The organism is Alicyclobacillus hesperidum subsp. aegles (assembly GCF_027923525.1).
GTDB lineage: Bacteria > Bacillota > Bacilli > Alicyclobacillales > Alicyclobacillaceae > Alicyclobacillus > Alicyclobacillus aegles.
In genome coordinates this window covers 39802-56238 of sequence record NZ_BSBJ01000003.1, presented here as the reverse complement: position 1 = coordinate 56238, position 16437 = coordinate 39802, and the positions used below count along the sequence as shown (strand labels likewise).

The window sequence follows — 16437 nt, the reverse complement described above, 5'->3', positions numbered from 1 at the left end:
AGCTTGCAACTGCTAGGGAGGACTTTTGCGTTAGCTTGGTCGTTTTTTACGATTTTGCCTGCGCCTGAACTTAAGCGCTCACCGACTCCGGACGAGTTGGCCAAGTCCGCATATTGGTTGCCATTTGTGGGATGTGTAATCGGCGGCCTGGCGTGGTTGGCCAATCGCGCCGGCTTCTGGCTAGGCGGGTCTTTGCTTGCGAGCCTGTTGGCGGTTGTTGCCCAGGGCATGCTCACCGGGTTTTTGCACGTGGACGGTTTGCTGGACGTCGCAGATGCGTTGGGGAGCCGATCCCGCGGCGATGCGGCACTCGCGGTGATGAAGGACAGCCGTGTCGGCGCGATGGGGGCGATTGCCGCGGTGCTGTTATTCCTGGGCAAGTGGCTTTGGGCGTATGGGCTTGGCGGATCGAACTGGTTGATCCTGTGGCTCGCGCCGGTCTGGAGCCGGGTCGCACTTCTTTGGGGTATTGTCGCAATCCCCGCCGCGAGGCCGAGCGGGCTTGGCGCACTGTTTGCACAGCGGCTTCGCGTTCGTGCTGTGACGCTCATCACGCTAGGTAGCATTGCGGCGACGTTGTTCGTTTGCCGATGGTTTCCTGCTGTTGTTTGCATGGGTGCGCAAGCGGTCCTCACGGCCTGGTCCATCCGCTTTGCAAAGCGTCGGTTTGGCGGCGCCACAGGCGACGTCTACGGTGCACTCGTCGAGAGCGGCGAATGGTGCATCGGACTTGTGGCGTTAGCGATGCACCATCACGGCGTCTTCTTTGCAAGGTTCGTCTGGGGGTAAAACGCCCCGTTTTAGGTAGGGTCGGCGATGTGACGTGTGTCATTCCAGCGCACGATGTCCCATGTGCAGTCGCCCGGATGAAGGACAAGTTCAGAAATGCTGGCGTGCTGCGGTTGATACGTGCGAAAACGAGCGAATGGCACGCCGGCGAGGCGGGCGCGAAACAATCCCAGCACGGCCCCATGCGTCACGACGCATATCGTTTGCGCAGAAGCATGCTCTGCGGCATCCAACAACCCTTTATGAAACCGATCCGCCGCATGGCTCCAACATTCCCCACCCGGAAACGCAAAGTCCTTGTCATCCTCGACGAACGATGCTTCAAACCAAGGCCGATACCGTTCGTATGCATCCCAGACAGACATGCCGTCGACAACCCCAAGGTCGATCTCGGCAAGGCGTTCGTCGATTTGCACTTCGTCGAGCGCAAGTCGCTTAGCGATTGCGTTTGCCGTCTGTCGCGCGCGCAATCGCGGGCTCGACCAAATTGCCGTTATCGACAAATCCGCCAGCGCCGTCGCCACTCGCTCTGCCAGTTGCTCGCCTGCGGTCGATAAAGGCGGATCCGTGCGGCCGATGAGGATGTGGCGGGCGTTTTCTGCCGTCGGCGCATGCCTGATCAGGATCATGCGCGAGAAACCGGATTTTGTTTGCATCAATTTTGTCCTGAATCCCAATATTCCTGAATGATATGCACGAGATTGTGGACCGTGAGCGAGTGCATCCAGACGCGCCCGGGCCCGGTCAACTGCACCAGGAAGACTCCGTCGCCACCGAACAACATGTTGCTGACGCCCTGCATCACCTGCACGCGGTAGTCGATGGACGACGTGAACGCGGCGATGTGACCCGGGTGGACGAGCAGGCTTTCGCCGCGGGCGAGATCGCGCTCAATGACTTCGCCATCGATGGATAAAAAGCCGGTGCCATCGCCATCGAGATACGTGAACACGAGCCCGTTGCCGCCGAGCAGACGCCCGATGTTCAGGGTCGCTTCGATGCCAAAGTCGATGTGCTCTTCCGCACATAAAAACGCATGGCGCTGTGCGATCACGCGGCCGTAATTGCGCAGGTGAAGCGGCAGGATATGCCCTGGCATACGAGTTGTAAACTGGACGATAGAGTCCTCACGCGTCGCCCGAAAATAGTTGAGAAATAAGCTGTTGCCACTAAATGCTCGCCGAAACATGCCACCGAGACCGCCGGGCGATTTCGTTTCCATGCGCGTGTTTGGGCTCATGCTCAGCAGACAGCCAGCCTCTGAGAACACCGATTCTCCAGGCCGCAAGTGAACTTCGAGTGTTTGCATTGTCGTGCCATGAATCTGATACTCCATGCCTTCGCCTCCACTCCATTCGCCTTCGGTATCCGTATCTTACCATGGTCTAGAGATGTCTGAACGTCAATTTTCATCGTGAATGTTTAATGAATTTAATATTCCGGCTTGACGCGCGTAGTACCTGTTTATATAGTATAAATGTTAATTGATATAAACATTTTAAGGGTTGAACATGTATCTCGTAAAGGATGTGGAGGACTTCATCGATGGCAGAGGATATTGACACATTGACGGAGCGATTTGACCGGTCATTATCGGTCTTGGCACACCATCTCGGGCCGCATCTGGTCAACCGCATGCATGTCGGATTGACTGCCGGCCAATTTTTCACTTTGCACGTCATCCAGGAGGAAGGCCGTTGCAAGGTTTCACAGTTGGCCGAGAAGATGGAGGTCACACCGAGTGCCATTACCGTCATGCTGGACCGTTTGGAGAGCCATGGGCTTGTGACTCGCCTGCGCGATCAAGAAGATCGGCGCGTCGTCGTGATCGAACTGACGGCGGCGGGCGAGGCGAAGCTAAAGCAGGTTGAGCGCGTATGGCGAAACTTGTTTCGCCACTGTTTGGGTCAATTGGATGTGGGCGAGTTGTCCGCATGTATTGGCACGTTGGAATCGCTCGCGCAAATTGCGGCGAAGGTCGATGTCGACCGCATTATTCAAGAATCGGCAGAGGGGGCCTAATGGATGTCGCAGACAGCCGCCGCTGTGCAAACGACGAATCAAATTACGGGTCAACGAAAATGGTGGGCGTTTGCCACGGTTTTGTTGACGATGTTTTTTTCATCTATGGACCAGACCGTTGTCTCGACCGCCATGCCGACCATTATCGGCGACTTAAAGGGATTTAGCCTGTACTCATGGGTGTTCACCGCGTATATGATCACGTCTTCAATCACGGTTCCGATTTACGGAAAGTTGTCGGACGTGTTCGGGCGCAAGCCATTCTACCTGTTTGGTCTCATCATGTTTGGCGTTGGTTCCGCGGTTTCGGGCATGGCGCACACGATGACGGAACTGGTTTTTGCTCGTGCATTTCAAGGTATTGGCGCAGGCGCGATGATGAGCATGCCGCGGGCCACCGTTGGCGACATCTTTTCGCCGCAGGAGCGCGCGAAATGGATGGGCGTAATGATGGCGGTGTTTGGTATTTCGAGCATCGTGGGTCCTGCGCTCGGTGGCTGGATCACCGACAGTTTGTCGTGGCGCTGGGTGTTTTATATTAACTTGCCGTTTGCTGTACTTGCTATCGTCGGCGTGATCGCCGCGCTGCCAAGGGTCCGTTCCGAAGCGCGCGTGCAGGTCGATTGGCTGGGGGCGATGGTACTCACCATTGGGTTGATTCCCATGCTGCTCGGCTTCACCTGGGCAGGTACGAAATACGCGTGGGGGTCGGCGCCGACCTTGGCCCTGCTACTTGGTGGCGCGGCGGTGCTCGTGTTGTTTGTGTTGTGGGAACGCAAAGCCGCCGATCCGCTGCTCGCACCTTCTCTCTTTAAAAACAGGATTTTTAGCACGTCTCTGATTCTCGGCATGTTTGTCGGCATGACGATGTTTGGCAGCTTGATGTTCCTGCCGATTTATGTTCAAGGTGTCATCGGTTTAAACGCGCAGAACAGCGGTTGGGTCATGACGCCGATGATGGGTGGCTTTATCGTGGGAAGCATGGTGTCTGGCCAGGTGATGTCGAAGACCGGGCGCTACCGCTATCTCGCCTGGTTGAGTGGAGCGGTCATTGTCGTAGGCTCGATTCTGCTGAATCAAATGAACCTGCACACGACGTGGGGCACGGTCATGGTCAACATGGTCGTGATTGGCCTTGGTATTGGCTCGTTGATGCCGTTAATGAACATGGCCGTACAAAACGCTTTCCCCTACAAGATGATGGGCACGGTCAACTCGACGCAACAGTTTGTCAGTTCGCTCGCGGGCGTAATCGCATCGCCCATCTTTGGCTCGATCCTCAACAAGGCGTTCAGTCATAAACTGAGCGAATCGTTGCCGGCGTCGCTGACGGCGTTCAAAAGTAAACTTGCTGGCCTTAATCCGCAGTCCCTGCTCACGTCGCAGGCACAAACGTCCATTGCGCGGGAATTTAACAAATTCGGTGCGGCAGGGCACCATATGTATTTGCAGTTGATGGATGCTATCAAGACGTCGTTGACATTTGGCATTCAGCACCTATTTGAGGTGGGGTTGGTGTTTGCCATTCTAAGCTTCATCGGCACCTTCTTCCTGCCGGAAGTGAAGTTAAAGGGCAAAGAATATTTCGAATCTCACTCGGCTCAAGATGAAGAAAGTGTTTCCTGAGGCGTCGCGCACGCACGCGTGAGAATGCAGCATGTTCACAACGTGAACGAACAGGCGGCTGTTCAGATGATGGGTACCAGGATCATCATCTAAAACAGCCGCCTTTTACGTTTGTTTCACTTCTCAGGCAAACGGCGTTCGAATATTTGGCATGGTCATCGCGATCGATCTGATTCTCGGTAGAGAGAGGCAAATGCCCGAGCGGCATCGCGTGGCGACGGAGCCGACATGATTGCCGAAACGACGGCGAGCCCGTCTGCTCCAGCCGCCAAGACTTGCGGAGCCCGTGCAATGTCGATGCCGCCGATGGCGACGACGGGAATGGAACTTGTGCCCGCAATAGCGCGCAGTGTGTCGATCCCGCTGTGGATTGCGTCCGCCTTGGTCGTCGTGGGAAAGACGGCGCCGACTCCGACATAATCTGCGCCGTCACGTTCCGCCTCTAAGGCCTCGGCGGTCGTGCGCGCCGATACGCCGATGAGCTGTTCCGGCGCCAGTTCGCGCACCCGCGTGCAGGGAATATCGGTCTGCCCGACATGAATGCCATCTGCTTCCGTGAGTAATGCAATGTCCACGCGATCGTTCACGATATAGAGCGCTCCCGCTTCTCGCGTCAGACGCCGAATTTCGAGGCCGAGCCGCAACAGCGGACCGCCATCGTCGCGTTTACGGCGCAGTTGAATCGCGGTTGCACCGCCCGCCAGTGCAGCCTCGACGGCGGCAAGAAGGCTCTTTGTATCTTCGCGATCGTCCGTGATCGCGTAAACGGCCAGCTTGCTCTTCCAGTCATCCCGTATGTCTATCATCGCGGTCCTCCTTATAAGGTGCGCACCTGCGCAGCTTTGTCGATCTCATCGGGCGTGATGTGGTATAGGGCGTCGAGTAGTGCAACTTGAAAGCTGCCTGGCCCGTCTGCGCGAGTGGCCGCGCGTTCGGCAGCGACGTTGAAGCATGTCACGGCGGCGATTGCGGCTTCGGCGTACAGGTGCAGGTCACACGTGTCAACGGTGCCGACGAATGCGCCGATGACTGCCGTCAAAGAACAGCCCGAGCCGGTAATGGCGGCGAGCAGCGGGTGCCCGTTGGCCAATTCCCAAACCGTTTGTCCATCTGTGACAAGATCGCGCGGGCCGGTGGCGACGACGACGGTTCGGTGCGCAGAGGCAAACGCGCGCATTGCATCGATCAGATGCTCGCTTGCCTGACCCGCGTCGACACCGACGACCGAGCCGCCTGCACCTGTTAAAATACCAATTTCTGATGCGTTGCCTCGCAAGATGGCAAGTTGATGGCCATCGATGATCTCCTTGGCCGCTCGTGTACGGTAGGGAGTCGCTCCGGCACCCACCGGATCGAGCACAATGGGGACGCCGGTGCGATTGGCGGCCGTGCTGGCCAACCGCATGGCGACGACAATCTCGGGATCGAGCGTGCCAAGGTTGAGCGCGAGCGACTTGGCGATGCTAGCCATATCGGCGACCTCTTCATGTGCATACGCCATGACAGGCGACGCACCGAGGGCCAGCAATGTGTTGGCCGCCACGTTGGTGACGACCAAGTTGGTGATGTTGTGCACCAGCGGGCGCTGATCGCGCACGCGTGTCAACCACGATCCGATACTCATGCTATATACCATCCTCTCTAGCGGACCACCCTGCGGTCACGCGATATCGTTACGTTCCAGCCACTGCTCGCCGTCGAACAGATAAAACATGCCCGGCGCGATATTGGCTGTGAAGACCGGTTGTACGGAATGATCCGTTGGCCCGTGTCCGTGGCCTACATCCCAATTGCGGGCTTCCAGAATGGCTCGGTGAATAAACGCCTTGGCCGCGGCGATGGCCGCCAAAGGTTCCATGCCGCGCGCTAAACAGGACGCGATCGCGGATGAAAACGTACATCCTGTGCCGTGTGTCTTGGCGGTTTGCAAGCGCGGCGCGGCAAAATACGTAAACGTACCGTTCGCATACACCACGTCGACGGAGAGCTCGCGTTCAGCGATGTCTGTCGCGATGTGTCCACCCTTGACCACCACCATCTGCGGCCCGTGCTCGGCAATGCGCACGGCTGCAGCCTTGCAGTCCGCGAGCGATTGTACGTCAATGCCAGTCAAGGCTGACGCTTCTGGGGCGTTGGGCGTGATGATGGTTGCTACAGGCAACAAGTGCTCGATCACGGCCTTGACATCGGCCGGATCGAGCAATGGAGTGCCACCTTTCGCCACCATCACCGGATCGACGACAATTGGACAAGTCGCCCGCTCTGTCAGGAACGATGCGATGGTGTAAATCGCAGCGGCGTCGCCCAACATGCCGGTCTTTACGGCGTCGAACCCGAGATCGTCGGCGATGGATGTCAGCTGTTGCAAGATGGCATCTGGAGAAAGCGGGAAGACGCCTTGTACGCCGAGCGTGTTCTGAGCCGTGATGGCTGTGATGGCGGACATCCCATACACGGCAAACTGATGGGCCGTCTTCAAGTCGGCCTGAATGCCTGCGCCACCGCCGGAATCCGAACCAGCGATGGTCAGCATGCGCGCAATGTGCCCAGCGTTCGTTTTAAACATCGCAATCACGCCTGCCACTGTCCAGTGTGCTATTTGCGGGCAACCATGACTCGCCGCGGTAAGCCATATCGAAGAAGCGGTATTCCAAATAACAGCTTGTCATGTAAGCCGTGCGCATGAACGCCTTGGCTTCTTCATTGGCGATGGCGGCCCGCCGATCCAGCATGTTCAGCAAGCGGTCTAGACTGGCTTTCATGTCGTCGCTCGCGTAAAAGGAGAGCCACGTTGAAAACGGATGGTCGGGGCCGGGTTGCACCTTGTTCACAATGTTGCGCGCGAGATCGACGTACAGCCAGTGGCAAGGCAGGATGGCGGCGATGATCGCACCGAAATCGGACGTCGCTGCGACGGCGAGCAAATGGCTTTCGTAGTGGTGCAGGGTGGGAAGTTTTTCGGCACTTGTGCCGCGTTCATCCGGGCGTACCGCCGCAACCTGCAGGAGATTGTCGTGCGCCTCGTGTTCACCTTCCAGCAGTAGTCCAACGCGATCGTAAAAATCGCGCATATGTTCGTCTGTGTCTGCGCAGGCAAGCGCTTTGGCGTAGACGCGGCAGTATGTGTTTAAGTAAAGTTCATCCTGTTGTACGTAGCGCACAATGGCGTCGCGCGGCAATTCGCCTTGCGCAATGCCTTGCAAGAAAGGATGTGCGAGCGTGGCCGCAAAAATCGGCCGCGATGCCTCGTAGAGTTCTGTGGAAAAATGCATCATCCAGCCTCCTTCAGGGTGGAGGCCAACAAGGGGAAAAACGGCGCAGTCGGCGGATCGATCCGCGCAGCGAGCCACTTTCCTACGCTGGTATTACCCAGATCAGGTGCTAAGGGTCCGGAGCCGCACTCCGTCTCAGCAAGCGCTCCCCTAGTGGCATCCATGTGTGATCGACTGTAATGATAGCATAACGAGACGCGCGTGTCCCGCGCATCAGAGGACCTATCTGTGCGGCGTTGCGTCCGTGGCCAGGCGTTCCGATAAGCCAGCGAATGTGTCTTCCAGCGTTTCACTTGCCTTCTGCAACCCGTGCCAGTTGACGCCGTCCGTCCAACCACTCGCGTCCTCTCGCAGCATATCGATGGCAAGCGCCAATTTCCAAGACACTTCCGCGAGCATGTCGACAATCATTTGCCGCTCTTGACGCAGCTCTTCTTCGGCGCTCGGGCTGGTTGCGTCGCCTGTGCCCGCTGCTGCCTGCGCCGCGGTTGACATCGCCATCTCTTCATCTTCTTCATCGTCGACGACGTAAGCGTTTGCCAGAAGTTGTTCGAACAACTCTTCCTCGCTTAAATAATCGATGAACAGCACACCTTGCAGATGATCGTACTCGTGACAGACGATGCGTGCCAAAAGACCGGAAGCTTCCAGTTCGAAGGGCGTGCCATGGATGTCCTGAGCACGCACGATCACCCGCGTGGGGCGTTCAATGCATAAGGCGTGATCGGGAAAACTGAGGCACGATTCGTATGCTTTTGCGTACCCGCTGGGTTCGTGTAGCGTGGGGTTGACGAATATCTTCACGCCATCGCCGGCGTCTGTCACGAAGACGTTCTGTAAACAACCGATTTGCGGTGCGGACAACCCAAGCCCGCGGTGCGCTTCGAGCGTATCGATAAGGTCCCTGACAAGCTCGGCAAGTTGGTCGTCAAATTGCGTGACGGGCTGTGAGGCCTGGCGCAGTTCAGGGATATCCCCTTGCAAAATCGATTTTATGGCCACATCGGTTCCTCCATCCTGTCATCTCTATCGATCTCTATACAATGCAGCAGGTATGACGTTTGACCAAGCGTCCACCTATGCCAACGGCTGTTGCACACATGTGCGGGCTAGCGTATCGATGCTGGGAGAGGAGAGTGCAAAGATGATTGAGGTGCGTACAGATGGTGAGCTGGATGCGTTGCGCACTTGCGGGCGGGCCAATGCCGAGGTCCATCGCGCAGTCGCCAAGGCCATACAATCCGGGATCACGACGGGCGATTTAGAGGAAGTTGCCGTCGCTGCGATGCGGCTTGCTGGGGCGAAGTCGGCCATCAAGGGTGTGCACGGCTTTCCGGGCGAAATTTGCGTGTCGGTGAACAGCGAGATAGGGCATAGCGTGCCGGGGGCGTACAGATTACAGTCTGGGGATCTCGTCAAAGTTGACATCGCCGTCGCAGTCGACGGCTGGATCACCGATGCCGCGCGATCGTACGTGGTAGGGGATGGCACACGCGAAGCGCGTAGGATGCTGGAAGTCGCGGAGGCAGCTTTAGCGGCGGGAATCCAGCATGCAAAGGCCGGGGGTAGATGTTCGGACATTTCGCATGCCATCGGCGAGATGGTCAAACACTCTGGCATGCGCATCATCCACAAGGCCGTCGGACACGGTACTGGAATAAGTTTGCATGAGGATCCGTGGCTTCCTAACTTTGGGCCGCCTGGTTTAGGACCCCGCTTGCGCGAAGGGATGGTCTTGGCCATTGAACCGGTGATTGCGCAGGTCAGCCGCTACGCACGTCGTGCCGACAACGGGTGGGCGGATGTCACGATGCATGGCGACTTGAGCGTGCACGTCGAAGATACCGTGATCGTGAGGGATGGCGTGGCAGAAGTGATCACGCGATCCGCAGATGAGCAACAGCCGATTCGGGTCGCGGAAATGCTCCTCGTTCCGGCTGCAAAGGTGGATCAGACCGAGCTTGTACAATTGGTCGCAAAGGAGATGGATCCCATCCTTCTCGAGGCTTGGGGCCGCCGCGTAACGCCTCAAGATTTGTTTACTGGCGGAGCGATCCCGCTGGCGATACAGGATGAAGGCGGTCGCCTTTTGGGCTTTGTATCCTACGCGCGGCAGGGAAGGCGCTTGCACCTGCACACAATCGTCCTACGGCGGGAGCAGCAGGGCAGACAGCGAGGCCGAGCGATCCTGGCATGGCTGGAAGGGGAGGGGAGACGGCTCGGCTGCAACACCTTGCAACTGTGTGTCCAAACGAACAACGAACGAGCGTTGCGCTTTTATCAGCGACTCGGATTCGTGGAAGTAGGAAGGCCGCAAAGCAACACTTGGTTGATGACTAAACGCTTGTGATGCGCAAATGGACACTCATGAAGTTAGTCTGGAAGGACTATCGGAAAATCGTACAGATGGGCGATGAAGCAAACGTTGTGGTCTGCGACAATCAAGGTGTCTCCAGAGGGCGGATATAACGCCGCCTTTATTGCACTCGACCAAGCGGTCGGGTGGTTTTTTTGTTCTTGGGGATTGCAAAGGTCTGCGAAAGACTCGCCGAGGATAGTAAACATGCCGTTTTCTTCGCAACAAGGTATTCCTCCCCAAGCAGGAGTTGATGTAAGCTAAAGTCTGGGGGAGTCATCATGACGACTGTACGCGATATTGTGCATCACCTGGAATTCATAATGCCGTGGTCCAATGGCGAATGCGAGACGGTGGATCAACTCGTGTTTGGCGATATGGACGATTTGGTACACGGCGTGGCTGTCACGTTTATCGCATCGTACGAGGTGCTTCAAGATGCAGTACAGCAGGAGGCTAATCTCATCATTTCGCACGAAGGGTTGTTCTATCAGCATATGGGCGGTTCGGGGGAACTAAGCCAAGATCCGGTGTATGCTGAAAAGCTGGAATATATTGTGAAGAATAATTTGGCGGTGTATAGATTGCACGACCGTCCTCACCGAACTCGTCCCGACTGGATTGTTCAGGGGATGGCCAAAAGGCTCGGTTGGCGTGACATGATGGGCGATGGTTATCGTACTTCCTTCGACGCTCCCATTGTGCAATTATCGCCCATTTCATTGGGACAGCTTATAAACCAAATCAAAAAGGCCTTTTGTCTTTCACAAGTACGCGTCGTGGGTCACCCGACGCTAATATGTCGCCGCGCAGGCTTGTTGCCGGGATACCGCGGCGGCGGGGCGGCCGCCATTCCCTATTTGCGGCAAGCCGATCTCGACGTGATTATTGTAGGCGAAGGACCGGAATGGGAGACGGCAGAGTATGTGCGCGACGCTGTGGCGATGGGGCACGCCAAAGCGATGGTGATCATCGGCCATCAGCAGAGCGAAGAAGCTGGCATGGAAATGATAGCGGACAGTCTGCGAGACCTTGTTGCCCCAATCCCAGTGCGTTTTTTTCCACTGCATCCCGTATTCCGGGTTCTGTAACGATAAAGTACATTATCCTGGGTAGTGTTCCGCGAAATACGGCGCCAGTCGCTCCAGTTCCGGTTCGCTGAGGGCGGCTTCAATCATGGGAAATACGACTTGTTCCTCATTGCGAACATGACTTTGCAACAACTTACCCAGTTCTTGCATCACGTCATCGCGGTGCTCGTCACAGATTTGGCTGACCATGCTGCGCACCTGAACGTGTTCCAGGAGTAACTGCACAATTTCGGGTCTGTTGAGTGGCGCGTGTTTCGCGTAGGCCGGTAAAAGCACTTCTTCCTCTTCGCGGAAATGCTCTTGGCCTCCATTGTGCCAAAAGCGCTCAAGTTCTGCGCGCAGTTCGTCGCTGGGCAGTTCCTGTTTAATCAGATGCAAAGCCACGACGAGTGCATGGTGGTGGTGGCGGGAGAGCGGCTGCAGGGATGGATGGCGCTTGGTTGCCATAACGTGTGCCCCTTTCTTGGAAAGTGCGTACATTGTCTTTGGCAACGAGTGTACCACAAAGATATATCATCGCTTCATCATTCGGTGAAGTGCGTTCTGGAATGAGAAAAACAGGGGGGATTTTGTTGTCAGAATTAACGACGCAGACGTCCTTACAGCCGGACGTCGTATCCGACGCAAACAGGTTCAAACGCTTAAAAGGCCTGTTTCTTGCCTTGCTCGGCGCGGTTTTGTGGGGCGTTTCTGGCACCGCGGCGCAAGTTCTCTTTCAGCGTCACGGCGTTGCCCCAGGCTGGCTCGTCGCCGTACGCATGACCATCGCCGGTTTTTTGCTAGTCGTCATCGTTGGCTTGCGCGAAGGATGGGCGAGCGTGTTTGCCCCGTGGCGCAATCTGCGATCCGCCGCCGGAATGTTGGTGTTCGGCCTTGTTGGTTTGCTGGGTGTGCAATACACATACTTTGCGGCCATCGGCTATGGCAATGCGGCGACAGCGACCATCCTGCAGTATCTAAGCCCGCTCGTCATCGTCGCCTATAGTGCCTTTCGGAGTCGACGACTACCTTCAGGCACTCAATTTATTTGCCTGGCACTGGCGCTTGTTGGGTCGGCCCTCCTCGTTACGGACGGGCGCGTCACGAGCTTGTCGATAGCACCTCTTGCGGTGGTTTGGGGACTAGCTTCCGCATTCGCGGTCGCGTTTTACTCTATTTATCCGCAACGTCTTCTCGCGCAATTTGGTGCCGCGGCAACGACAGGATGGGGAATGCTTGTTGGCGGGGTGATGATGAGCGTCGCTACTGTGCGCCCCCAAACGATGCCGACCTTGCCGATTGGGGCATGGGGATTAGTCGCATTTGTTGTACTCTTTGGCACATTACTTGCCTTTTACCTATACATGGTAAGCCTGCAATACATTGAGCCTGCTGAGGCGAGTTTGCTCGCTTGCGGAGAGCCGCTTTCGGCGGCCATCTTGGCTCTGACCGTACTTCATGTTCAAATGGGCCCGTTGTCTATCTGTGGTGGCCTTTGTGTCCTTCTGACCGTGTCCATCCTGTCGCGATCGCGCAAATGATCTTCTTACTTTGGATATGTGAAATATGTAAGTCGGTTAGCCAATTGGATTGTTATGATTTATACTATAGGGGTTGTCGAACGTTGCTGAATCTTCGACAGCCCGTTTTTATGCTTTCAATCTAATATCCATGTTTGAATGTAACTTTATTGCGTCAATCTCCGAAATAAAGGTTAATGGCTATAAGGATGGGGACCCGGATGGAAGTACAAAACAGATCAGATGTTGTGTTGATCGGTGCCGGCATCATGAGTGCCACGTTAGGCACGTTGCTTCAACAGTTGGCTCCCGACTGGACTATCAGTGTCTTTGAGCGTCTGGATCAAATTGCTGTCGAGAGCTCAAATGAGTGGAATAACGCAGGCACGGGTCACTCAGCTTTGTGTGAGCTCAATTATACCGTGGAGCGTCCCGACGGATCGATCGATATCAGTAAAGCGATACACGTCAATGAACAGTTTCTGGTCTCAAGGCAGTTTTGGTCGTATTTGGTGAACCAAGGCATCATCGAGAATCCGCGCGACTTCATCGTGCCTGTTCCCCACATGAGCTTTGTTCAAGGGGATGCCAATGTCGCTTTTTTACGAAAGCGATTTTCCTTGTTGTCAGAGCATCCACTGTTTCAAGGAATGGAGTATTCGGATGATCCGCAGCAATTGTCCGAGTGGATTCCCTTGATGATGAAGGATCGATCGGCGGACAAACCCATTGCAGCTACCTGGATCGGTTCTGGCACAGATGTGAATTTTGGTGCTCTGACGCGTCTGTTGTTCTCCTATTTAGAGAAGAACGGGGTAAACATTCAGTGTAACAAACAGGTTCAGAATTTGCGGCGAACGAGCGATGGCTATTGGAATCTAGATGTGCGTGATACCAAGACAGGCGCGATCGAACAGCATAGTGCTCGCTTTGTATTCATTGGCGCAGGTGGATGGAGCCTGCATTTGTTGCAAAAGTCCGGCATTCTCGAGGGGAAGGGGATTGGTGGATTTCCGGTCAGCGGGCTCTTCATGGTCTGTGAAAATCCAGATGTCGTCAAAGAACACCGCGCGAAGGTGTATGGCAAGGCGCCTGTTGGCGCGCCGCCGATGTCGGTTCCGCATCTGGATACGCGGGTGATTAACAACCGCGAGTACCTGTTGTTCGGGCCGTTTGCCGGATTCTCACCAAAGTTCTTGAAGACCGGCTCAATGTTGGACTTGCTGAAGTCCGTAAAGCCACACAACTTCACCACGCTCCTTGCCGCCGGACTGAAAAATGCCGGTCTTACATGGTATTTGATCAAGCAATTGATGTTGACAAAAAACCAACGTATGAATGAGTTGCGTGAGTTTGTACCCACAGCCCGCAATGAGGATTGGAGCTTAATTGTGGCGGGGCAACGCGTGCAGGTCATTAAGAGCAATCCACGAGGCACGCTTCAATTTGGTACGGAAGTTGTCAGTGCGTCGGATGGTTCAGTGGCGGCATTGCTTGGGGCATCGCCCGGAGCTTCGGTCGTCGTTTCCATCATGATGGATGTCATCAGAAAGTGCTTCCCGGATAAGCTACCCGACTGGGAGCCAAAAATTCGCGAAATGATTCCGTCTTATGGCGAAGCGTTAAATGAAAATCCGGATTTGATGCGCTCCATTCAGGCTATGACTGCCGAGGCTTTGGGGCTCGCTTCAGCGCATGGCAGCGTGCAAGCGTAATGTCTTTAGAGTACGTCCGTATGTTTCACCGCCTGCATTGCACGAGATAAGCCTTCAGGCAGGTGTTCATAAAGAACGCTGGTTTTGAATTGCAGCTCTGCTGGGAAATGACCTAGCAGAGCTGTTTTTGTCTTTACAAGCGACACACCAAACGGAAATCAACCATCGCGGGTTGACGTCACATCGGCAAGAGCGGCATGCGTGAACATACGTCCTCTTGTTTGAGCTATCAAAGCTTCTACGAAAATAGGCACGCTTGTTCAGGCGGTTGCCGATAGCGATGAGCAGTCAAAGTCACGTAACGTAAAGCATGCCGCAAGGGAAAGGGGTGTGACACATGTACGGTGCATTTGGTGGCTACACAAGGTGGGCGGTTGTGTTTCTGATTATCTTCGTGTTGTTCTTCCTCCTCGTTCCTAATTACGTTACAACTTGCACAACAACACCGGTGTACTGATGACGGGCTGATGGTCGTCCATAACTCCATATGTAATGCAAGTTGTGGAACAAAGGAGGTTGCGGACGTGTGTACAAAAGCGGATTGTGAGCGGTATATCGGAAAGATGGTTGGCTTTCGAACCAAATATGGGTATCACGTGGGATTTGTCGAACGGGTTACCCAAGACTCAGCCATCATCCTTTCGCCACGCAAATATATCCCTACTGAGTTCGCCAGTGCCAATGTCAGTGATGACGAGTTGCAGAGGTTGGACCTGGCCCTAGCACAATGGGGAGGTGCTCCAGGAGCCGGATACGGCGGCTTTGGCGGAGGATATGGTGGCTGGGGGTGGGGTTGGGGCCGCTGGGCGGTTTCCTTCCTCATCATCTACGTCTTGTGGGGGCTGGCCGGCTGGTGGTGGTAACCATACAGTAGGCATTGCTTCTTATGTTCACGAATCACTGGCCAACTTTCGTTTGGGCAGGGACTCGTCACACCTCTCTTCGCTTGTTTGTCGATCACGGCATTGGCGAAGGAGTGTCAGTACTATCTTGAAAGATTTGCGTTGGATGGCTACATGGCTATGTAAGACGCTGTGTAGCCGCCCATTCCTTTTGCAAGCCTGCTGTGGACTGCATACATCTCTGAGAATGACACGCAACGCAAGGCTTGTGGTAGTCTTATTGTGAAATTGTGTATGGAGTCAAGATTATACATATGGCAGGATATACTTTCGGGGCGTTCATACGTGCAACTGGAGCAATAGGATGCGATATAGTCGAGGGTATACCGTCGATGCGAGGTCATCGTTGCATCGGACATTGTGATATGGTGTGTGGTCTGTTTCGGCTTCGGCGTGCACCAAGCCTTCCTCTCAGTTCACGTTGTTAAGCGCCTGCGAAGTTTTCCCGGCCGATTGGTTCCCGACTTTTGGCTTTGCTTCTTTTTGGTCAACAATTGGCTGAGACGTTGGGTGATCAGATGTGCAATCAGCTTATGCCCTGCGTTGTTAGGCAGAATCGGCTTGCGCAAAGGATTCATCAAGTCTAGGACACTTCCAGTGCGGTACCCGTCAATTAGATACGCCTCGTTATGGGCAAACCCCTTTTCCAAATCAACGACAGGGAATTTATAGTAACTAGCACAGTCGTAAATGATACTGTTCATTCCTTCGACAAACTCACGGGCGGGCGCAAACCCAGGCAGCGGGTTATACAATGTTGTAACGAGCACATGTGGTACCTGTTTCTCGCGAATGAGACGAAACAATTAATCCGTATGATAGCCAAACTCGTCCGCGTGTTTTAACACACTCCGCGGTGGGCGGGCATGTGTATGGGAGCTGCGAACGGCCGGTCGCAACAGTCGAAGTAGGTCGGCGCTACCAAAACAAACAGTAATAAGATTGACGTCGTCCCACAGATTGACTCTGGTCGTCGCTACGAGTTGAAACAGTCGTTTAGCCGTAAGACCTGGAAGGGCCATGATGACTGTGCGCTGCGCGAACGATTGATCACGTAAATATTTGCTGACATGCTGTACGAACCCGAGTCCCGGATGGCTCGCTCCCTGTCCCGCTGTAACAGTATCGCCAATCGCCACGTAGATGTCTCTTGCCATCGCGCTCA

General features: G+C 55.2%; 18 protein-coding genes and 1 riboswitch. Of the genes, 8 read left to right on the top strand and 10 right to left on the bottom strand.

The genetic code is table 11. The features are described from left to right. Nucleotides 1-3: 3 nt before the first annotated feature. The gene (gene cobS, locus QMF38_RS01455; protein WP_281758440.1) at nucleotides 4-789 is read left to right on the top strand and encodes an adenosylcobinamide-GDP ribazoletransferase; all 786 of its coding nucleotides are present in this window, start codon (nucleotides 4-6) and stop codon (nucleotides 787-789) included. An 11-nt stretch (nucleotides 790-800) separates the two neighbouring features. On the opposite strand, the gene QMF38_RS01450 is transcribed toward cobS, so the two are convergent. Both QMF38_RS01450 and QMF38_RS01445 read right to left on the bottom strand, forming a co-directional pair. Continuing rightward, a complete protein-coding gene (locus tag QMF38_RS01450) occupies nucleotides 801-1445 on the bottom strand; it encodes a histidine phosphatase family protein (protein ID WP_281758439.1) in 645 nt (214 codons plus the stop codon). Beyond that, complete coding sequence (locus QMF38_RS01445; RefSeq protein ID WP_281758437.1) at nucleotides 1445-2125, bottom strand: TIGR00266 family protein; 681 nt, start codon at nucleotides 2123-2125, stop codon at nucleotides 1445-1447. Before QMF38_RS01445 ends, QMF38_RS01450 begins: the two co-directional genes overlap by 1 nt. Nucleotides 2126-2334: 209 nt before the next feature. Here QMF38_RS01445 and QMF38_RS01440 point away from each other — a divergent pair, with 209 nt between their 5' ends. Together QMF38_RS01440 and QMF38_RS01435 are read left to right on the top strand one after the other, a co-directional pair. Next, a complete protein-coding gene (locus QMF38_RS01440) occupies nucleotides 2335-2811 on the top strand; it encodes a MarR family winged helix-turn-helix transcriptional regulator (RefSeq protein ID WP_281758436.1) in 477 nt (158 codons plus the stop codon). 3 nt (nucleotides 2812-2814) lie between these two features. Beyond that, complete coding sequence (locus QMF38_RS01435) at nucleotides 2815-4437, top strand: MDR family MFS transporter (protein ID WP_006445603.1); 1623 nt, start codon at nucleotides 2815-2817, stop codon at nucleotides 4435-4437. Nucleotides 4438-4592: 155 nt separating this feature from the next. Here the strand turns inward: QMF38_RS01435 and thiE are convergent, their stop codons facing one another. From thiE to def, 5 genes are all read right to left on the bottom strand, one after another. After that, nucleotides 4593-5243: a thiamine phosphate synthase gene (gene thiE / locus QMF38_RS01430; protein ID WP_281758434.1), complete on the bottom strand. Its 651-nt coding sequence runs from the start codon at nucleotides 5241-5243 to the stop codon at nucleotides 4593-4595. A gap of 11 nt (nucleotides 5244-5254) precedes the next feature. Next, complete coding sequence (gene thiM / locus QMF38_RS01425) at nucleotides 5255-6061, bottom strand: hydroxyethylthiazole kinase (protein WP_281758433.1); 807 nt, start codon at nucleotides 6059-6061, stop codon at nucleotides 5255-5257. 36 nt (nucleotides 6062-6097) lie between these two features. Then, nucleotides 6098-7003, bottom strand: a complete 906-nt coding sequence (gene thiD, locus QMF38_RS01420; RefSeq protein ID WP_006445606.1) for a bifunctional hydroxymethylpyrimidine kinase/phosphomethylpyrimidine kinase — start codon at nucleotides 7001-7003, stop codon at nucleotides 6098-6100. Next, a complete protein-coding gene (tenA, locus tag QMF38_RS01415) occupies nucleotides 6996-7709 on the bottom strand; it encodes a thiaminase II (RefSeq protein ID WP_281758431.1) in 714 nt (237 codons plus the stop codon). The genes thiD and tenA overlap by 8 nt, the downstream gene beginning before the upstream one ends. A 62-nt stretch (nucleotides 7710-7771) precedes the next feature. Continuing rightward, a riboswitch (TPP riboswitch) is annotated at nucleotides 7772-7871 on the bottom strand. A gap of 60 nt (nucleotides 7872-7931) precedes the next feature. Further along, complete coding sequence (gene def / locus QMF38_RS01410) at nucleotides 7932-8711, bottom strand: peptide deformylase (protein WP_052012164.1); 780 nt, start codon at nucleotides 8709-8711, stop codon at nucleotides 7932-7934. Between the two features lie 142 nt (nucleotides 8712-8853). Between def and map the strand changes: the two genes are divergently transcribed. After that, nucleotides 8854-10059: a type I methionyl aminopeptidase gene (gene map, locus QMF38_RS01405; protein WP_052012165.1), complete on the top strand. Its 1206-nt coding sequence runs from the start codon at nucleotides 8854-8856 to the stop codon at nucleotides 10057-10059. 287 nt (nucleotides 10060-10346) lie between these two features. Further along, nucleotides 10347-11156, top strand: coding sequence for a Nif3-like dinuclear metal center hexameric protein (locus tag QMF38_RS01400; protein ID WP_006445611.1), 810 nt, complete (start codon nucleotides 10347-10349; stop codon nucleotides 11154-11156). Nucleotides 11157-11168: 12 nt separating this feature from the next. On the opposite strand, the gene QMF38_RS01395 is transcribed toward QMF38_RS01400, so the two are convergent. Next, nucleotides 11169-11603, bottom strand: a complete 435-nt coding sequence (locus QMF38_RS01395; protein ID WP_040288343.1) for a hemerythrin domain-containing protein — start codon at nucleotides 11601-11603, stop codon at nucleotides 11169-11171. Nucleotides 11604-11728: 125 nt separating this feature from the next. Here QMF38_RS01395 and QMF38_RS01390 point away from each other — a divergent pair, with 125 nt between their 5' ends. The 3 genes from QMF38_RS01390 (at nucleotide 11729) to QMF38_RS01380 (ending at nucleotide 15233) form a co-directional block, all read left to right on the top strand. After that, complete coding sequence (locus tag QMF38_RS01390) at nucleotides 11729-12676, top strand: DMT family transporter (protein WP_232302275.1); 948 nt, start codon at nucleotides 11729-11731, stop codon at nucleotides 12674-12676. Nucleotides 12677-12876: 200 nt separating this feature from the next. Further along, the gene (gene mqo, locus QMF38_RS01385; RefSeq protein ID WP_390853768.1) at nucleotides 12877-14370 is read left to right on the top strand and encodes a malate dehydrogenase (quinone); all 1494 of its coding nucleotides are present in this window, start codon (nucleotides 12877-12879) and stop codon (nucleotides 14368-14370) included. A 524-nt stretch (nucleotides 14371-14894) separates the two neighbouring features. Further along, nucleotides 14895-15233 (top strand): hypothetical protein, encoded by a 339-nt coding sequence (locus tag QMF38_RS01380; protein ID WP_040288346.1) that lies wholly within the window; start codon nucleotides 14895-14897, stop codon nucleotides 15231-15233. Between the two features lie 455 nt (nucleotides 15234-15688). Here QMF38_RS01380 and QMF38_RS01375 read toward each other — a convergent pair whose 3' ends face one another. Next, on the bottom strand, nucleotides 15689-16042 hold the full coding sequence (locus QMF38_RS01375; RefSeq protein ID WP_281758423.1) for a hypothetical protein: 354 nt from the start codon (nucleotides 16040-16042) through the stop codon (nucleotides 15689-15691). Between the two features lie 36 nt (nucleotides 16043-16078). Next, nucleotides 16079-16429: an SGNH/GDSL hydrolase family protein gene (locus tag QMF38_RS01370; RefSeq protein WP_281758421.1), complete on the bottom strand. Its 351-nt coding sequence runs from the start codon at nucleotides 16427-16429 to the stop codon at nucleotides 16079-16081. Nucleotides 16430-16437 lie beyond the last annotated feature (8 nt).

What these genes read in the sequence shown, in the direction of transcription:
- QMF38_RS01450 (WP_281758439.1), bottom strand. Translation starts at nt 1,445, where the DNA reads ATGCAAACAAAATCCGGTTTCTCGCGCATGATCCTGATCAGGCATGCG.
- thiD (WP_006445606.1), bottom strand. Translation starts at nt 7,003, where the DNA reads ATGTTTAAAACGAACGCTGGGCACATTGCGCGCATGCTGACCATCGCT.
- tenA (WP_281758431.1), bottom strand. Translation starts at nt 7,709, where the DNA reads ATGCATTTTTCCACAGAACTCTACGAGGCATCGCGGCCGATTTTTGCG.
- QMF38_RS01445 (WP_281758437.1), bottom strand. Translation starts at nt 2,125, where the DNA reads ATGGAGTATCAGATTCATGGCACGACAATGCAAACACTCGAAGTTCAC.
- QMF38_RS01400 (WP_006445611.1), top strand. Translation starts at nt 10,347, where the DNA reads ATGACGACTGTACGCGATATTGTGCATCACCTGGAATTCATAATGCCG.
- mqo (WP_390853768.1), top strand. Translation starts at nt 12,877, where the DNA reads ATGGAAGTACAAAACAGATCAGATGTTGTGTTGATCGGTGCCGGCATC.
- QMF38_RS01435 (WP_006445603.1), top strand. Translation starts at nt 2,815, where the DNA reads ATGTCGCAGACAGCCGCCGCTGTGCAAACGACGAATCAAATTACGGGT.
- map (WP_052012165.1), top strand. Translation starts at nt 8,854, where the DNA reads ATGATTGAGGTGCGTACAGATGGTGAGCTGGATGCGTTGCGCACTTGC.
- QMF38_RS01370 (WP_281758421.1), bottom strand. Translation starts at nt 16,429, where the DNA reads ATGGCAAGAGACATCTACGTGGCGATTGGCGATACTGTTACAGCGGGA.
- QMF38_RS01440 (WP_281758436.1), top strand. Translation starts at nt 2,335, where the DNA reads ATGGCAGAGGATATTGACACATTGACGGAGCGATTTGACCGGTCATTA.
- thiE (WP_281758434.1), bottom strand. Translation starts at nt 5,243, where the DNA reads ATGATAGACATACGGGATGACTGGAAGAGCAAGCTGGCCGTTTACGCG.
- thiM (WP_281758433.1), bottom strand. Translation starts at nt 6,061, where the DNA reads ATGAGTATCGGATCGTGGTTGACACGCGTGCGCGATCAGCGCCCGCTG.
- QMF38_RS01395 (WP_040288343.1), bottom strand. Translation starts at nt 11,603, where the DNA reads ATGGCAACCAAGCGCCATCCATCCCTGCAGCCGCTCTCCCGCCACCAC.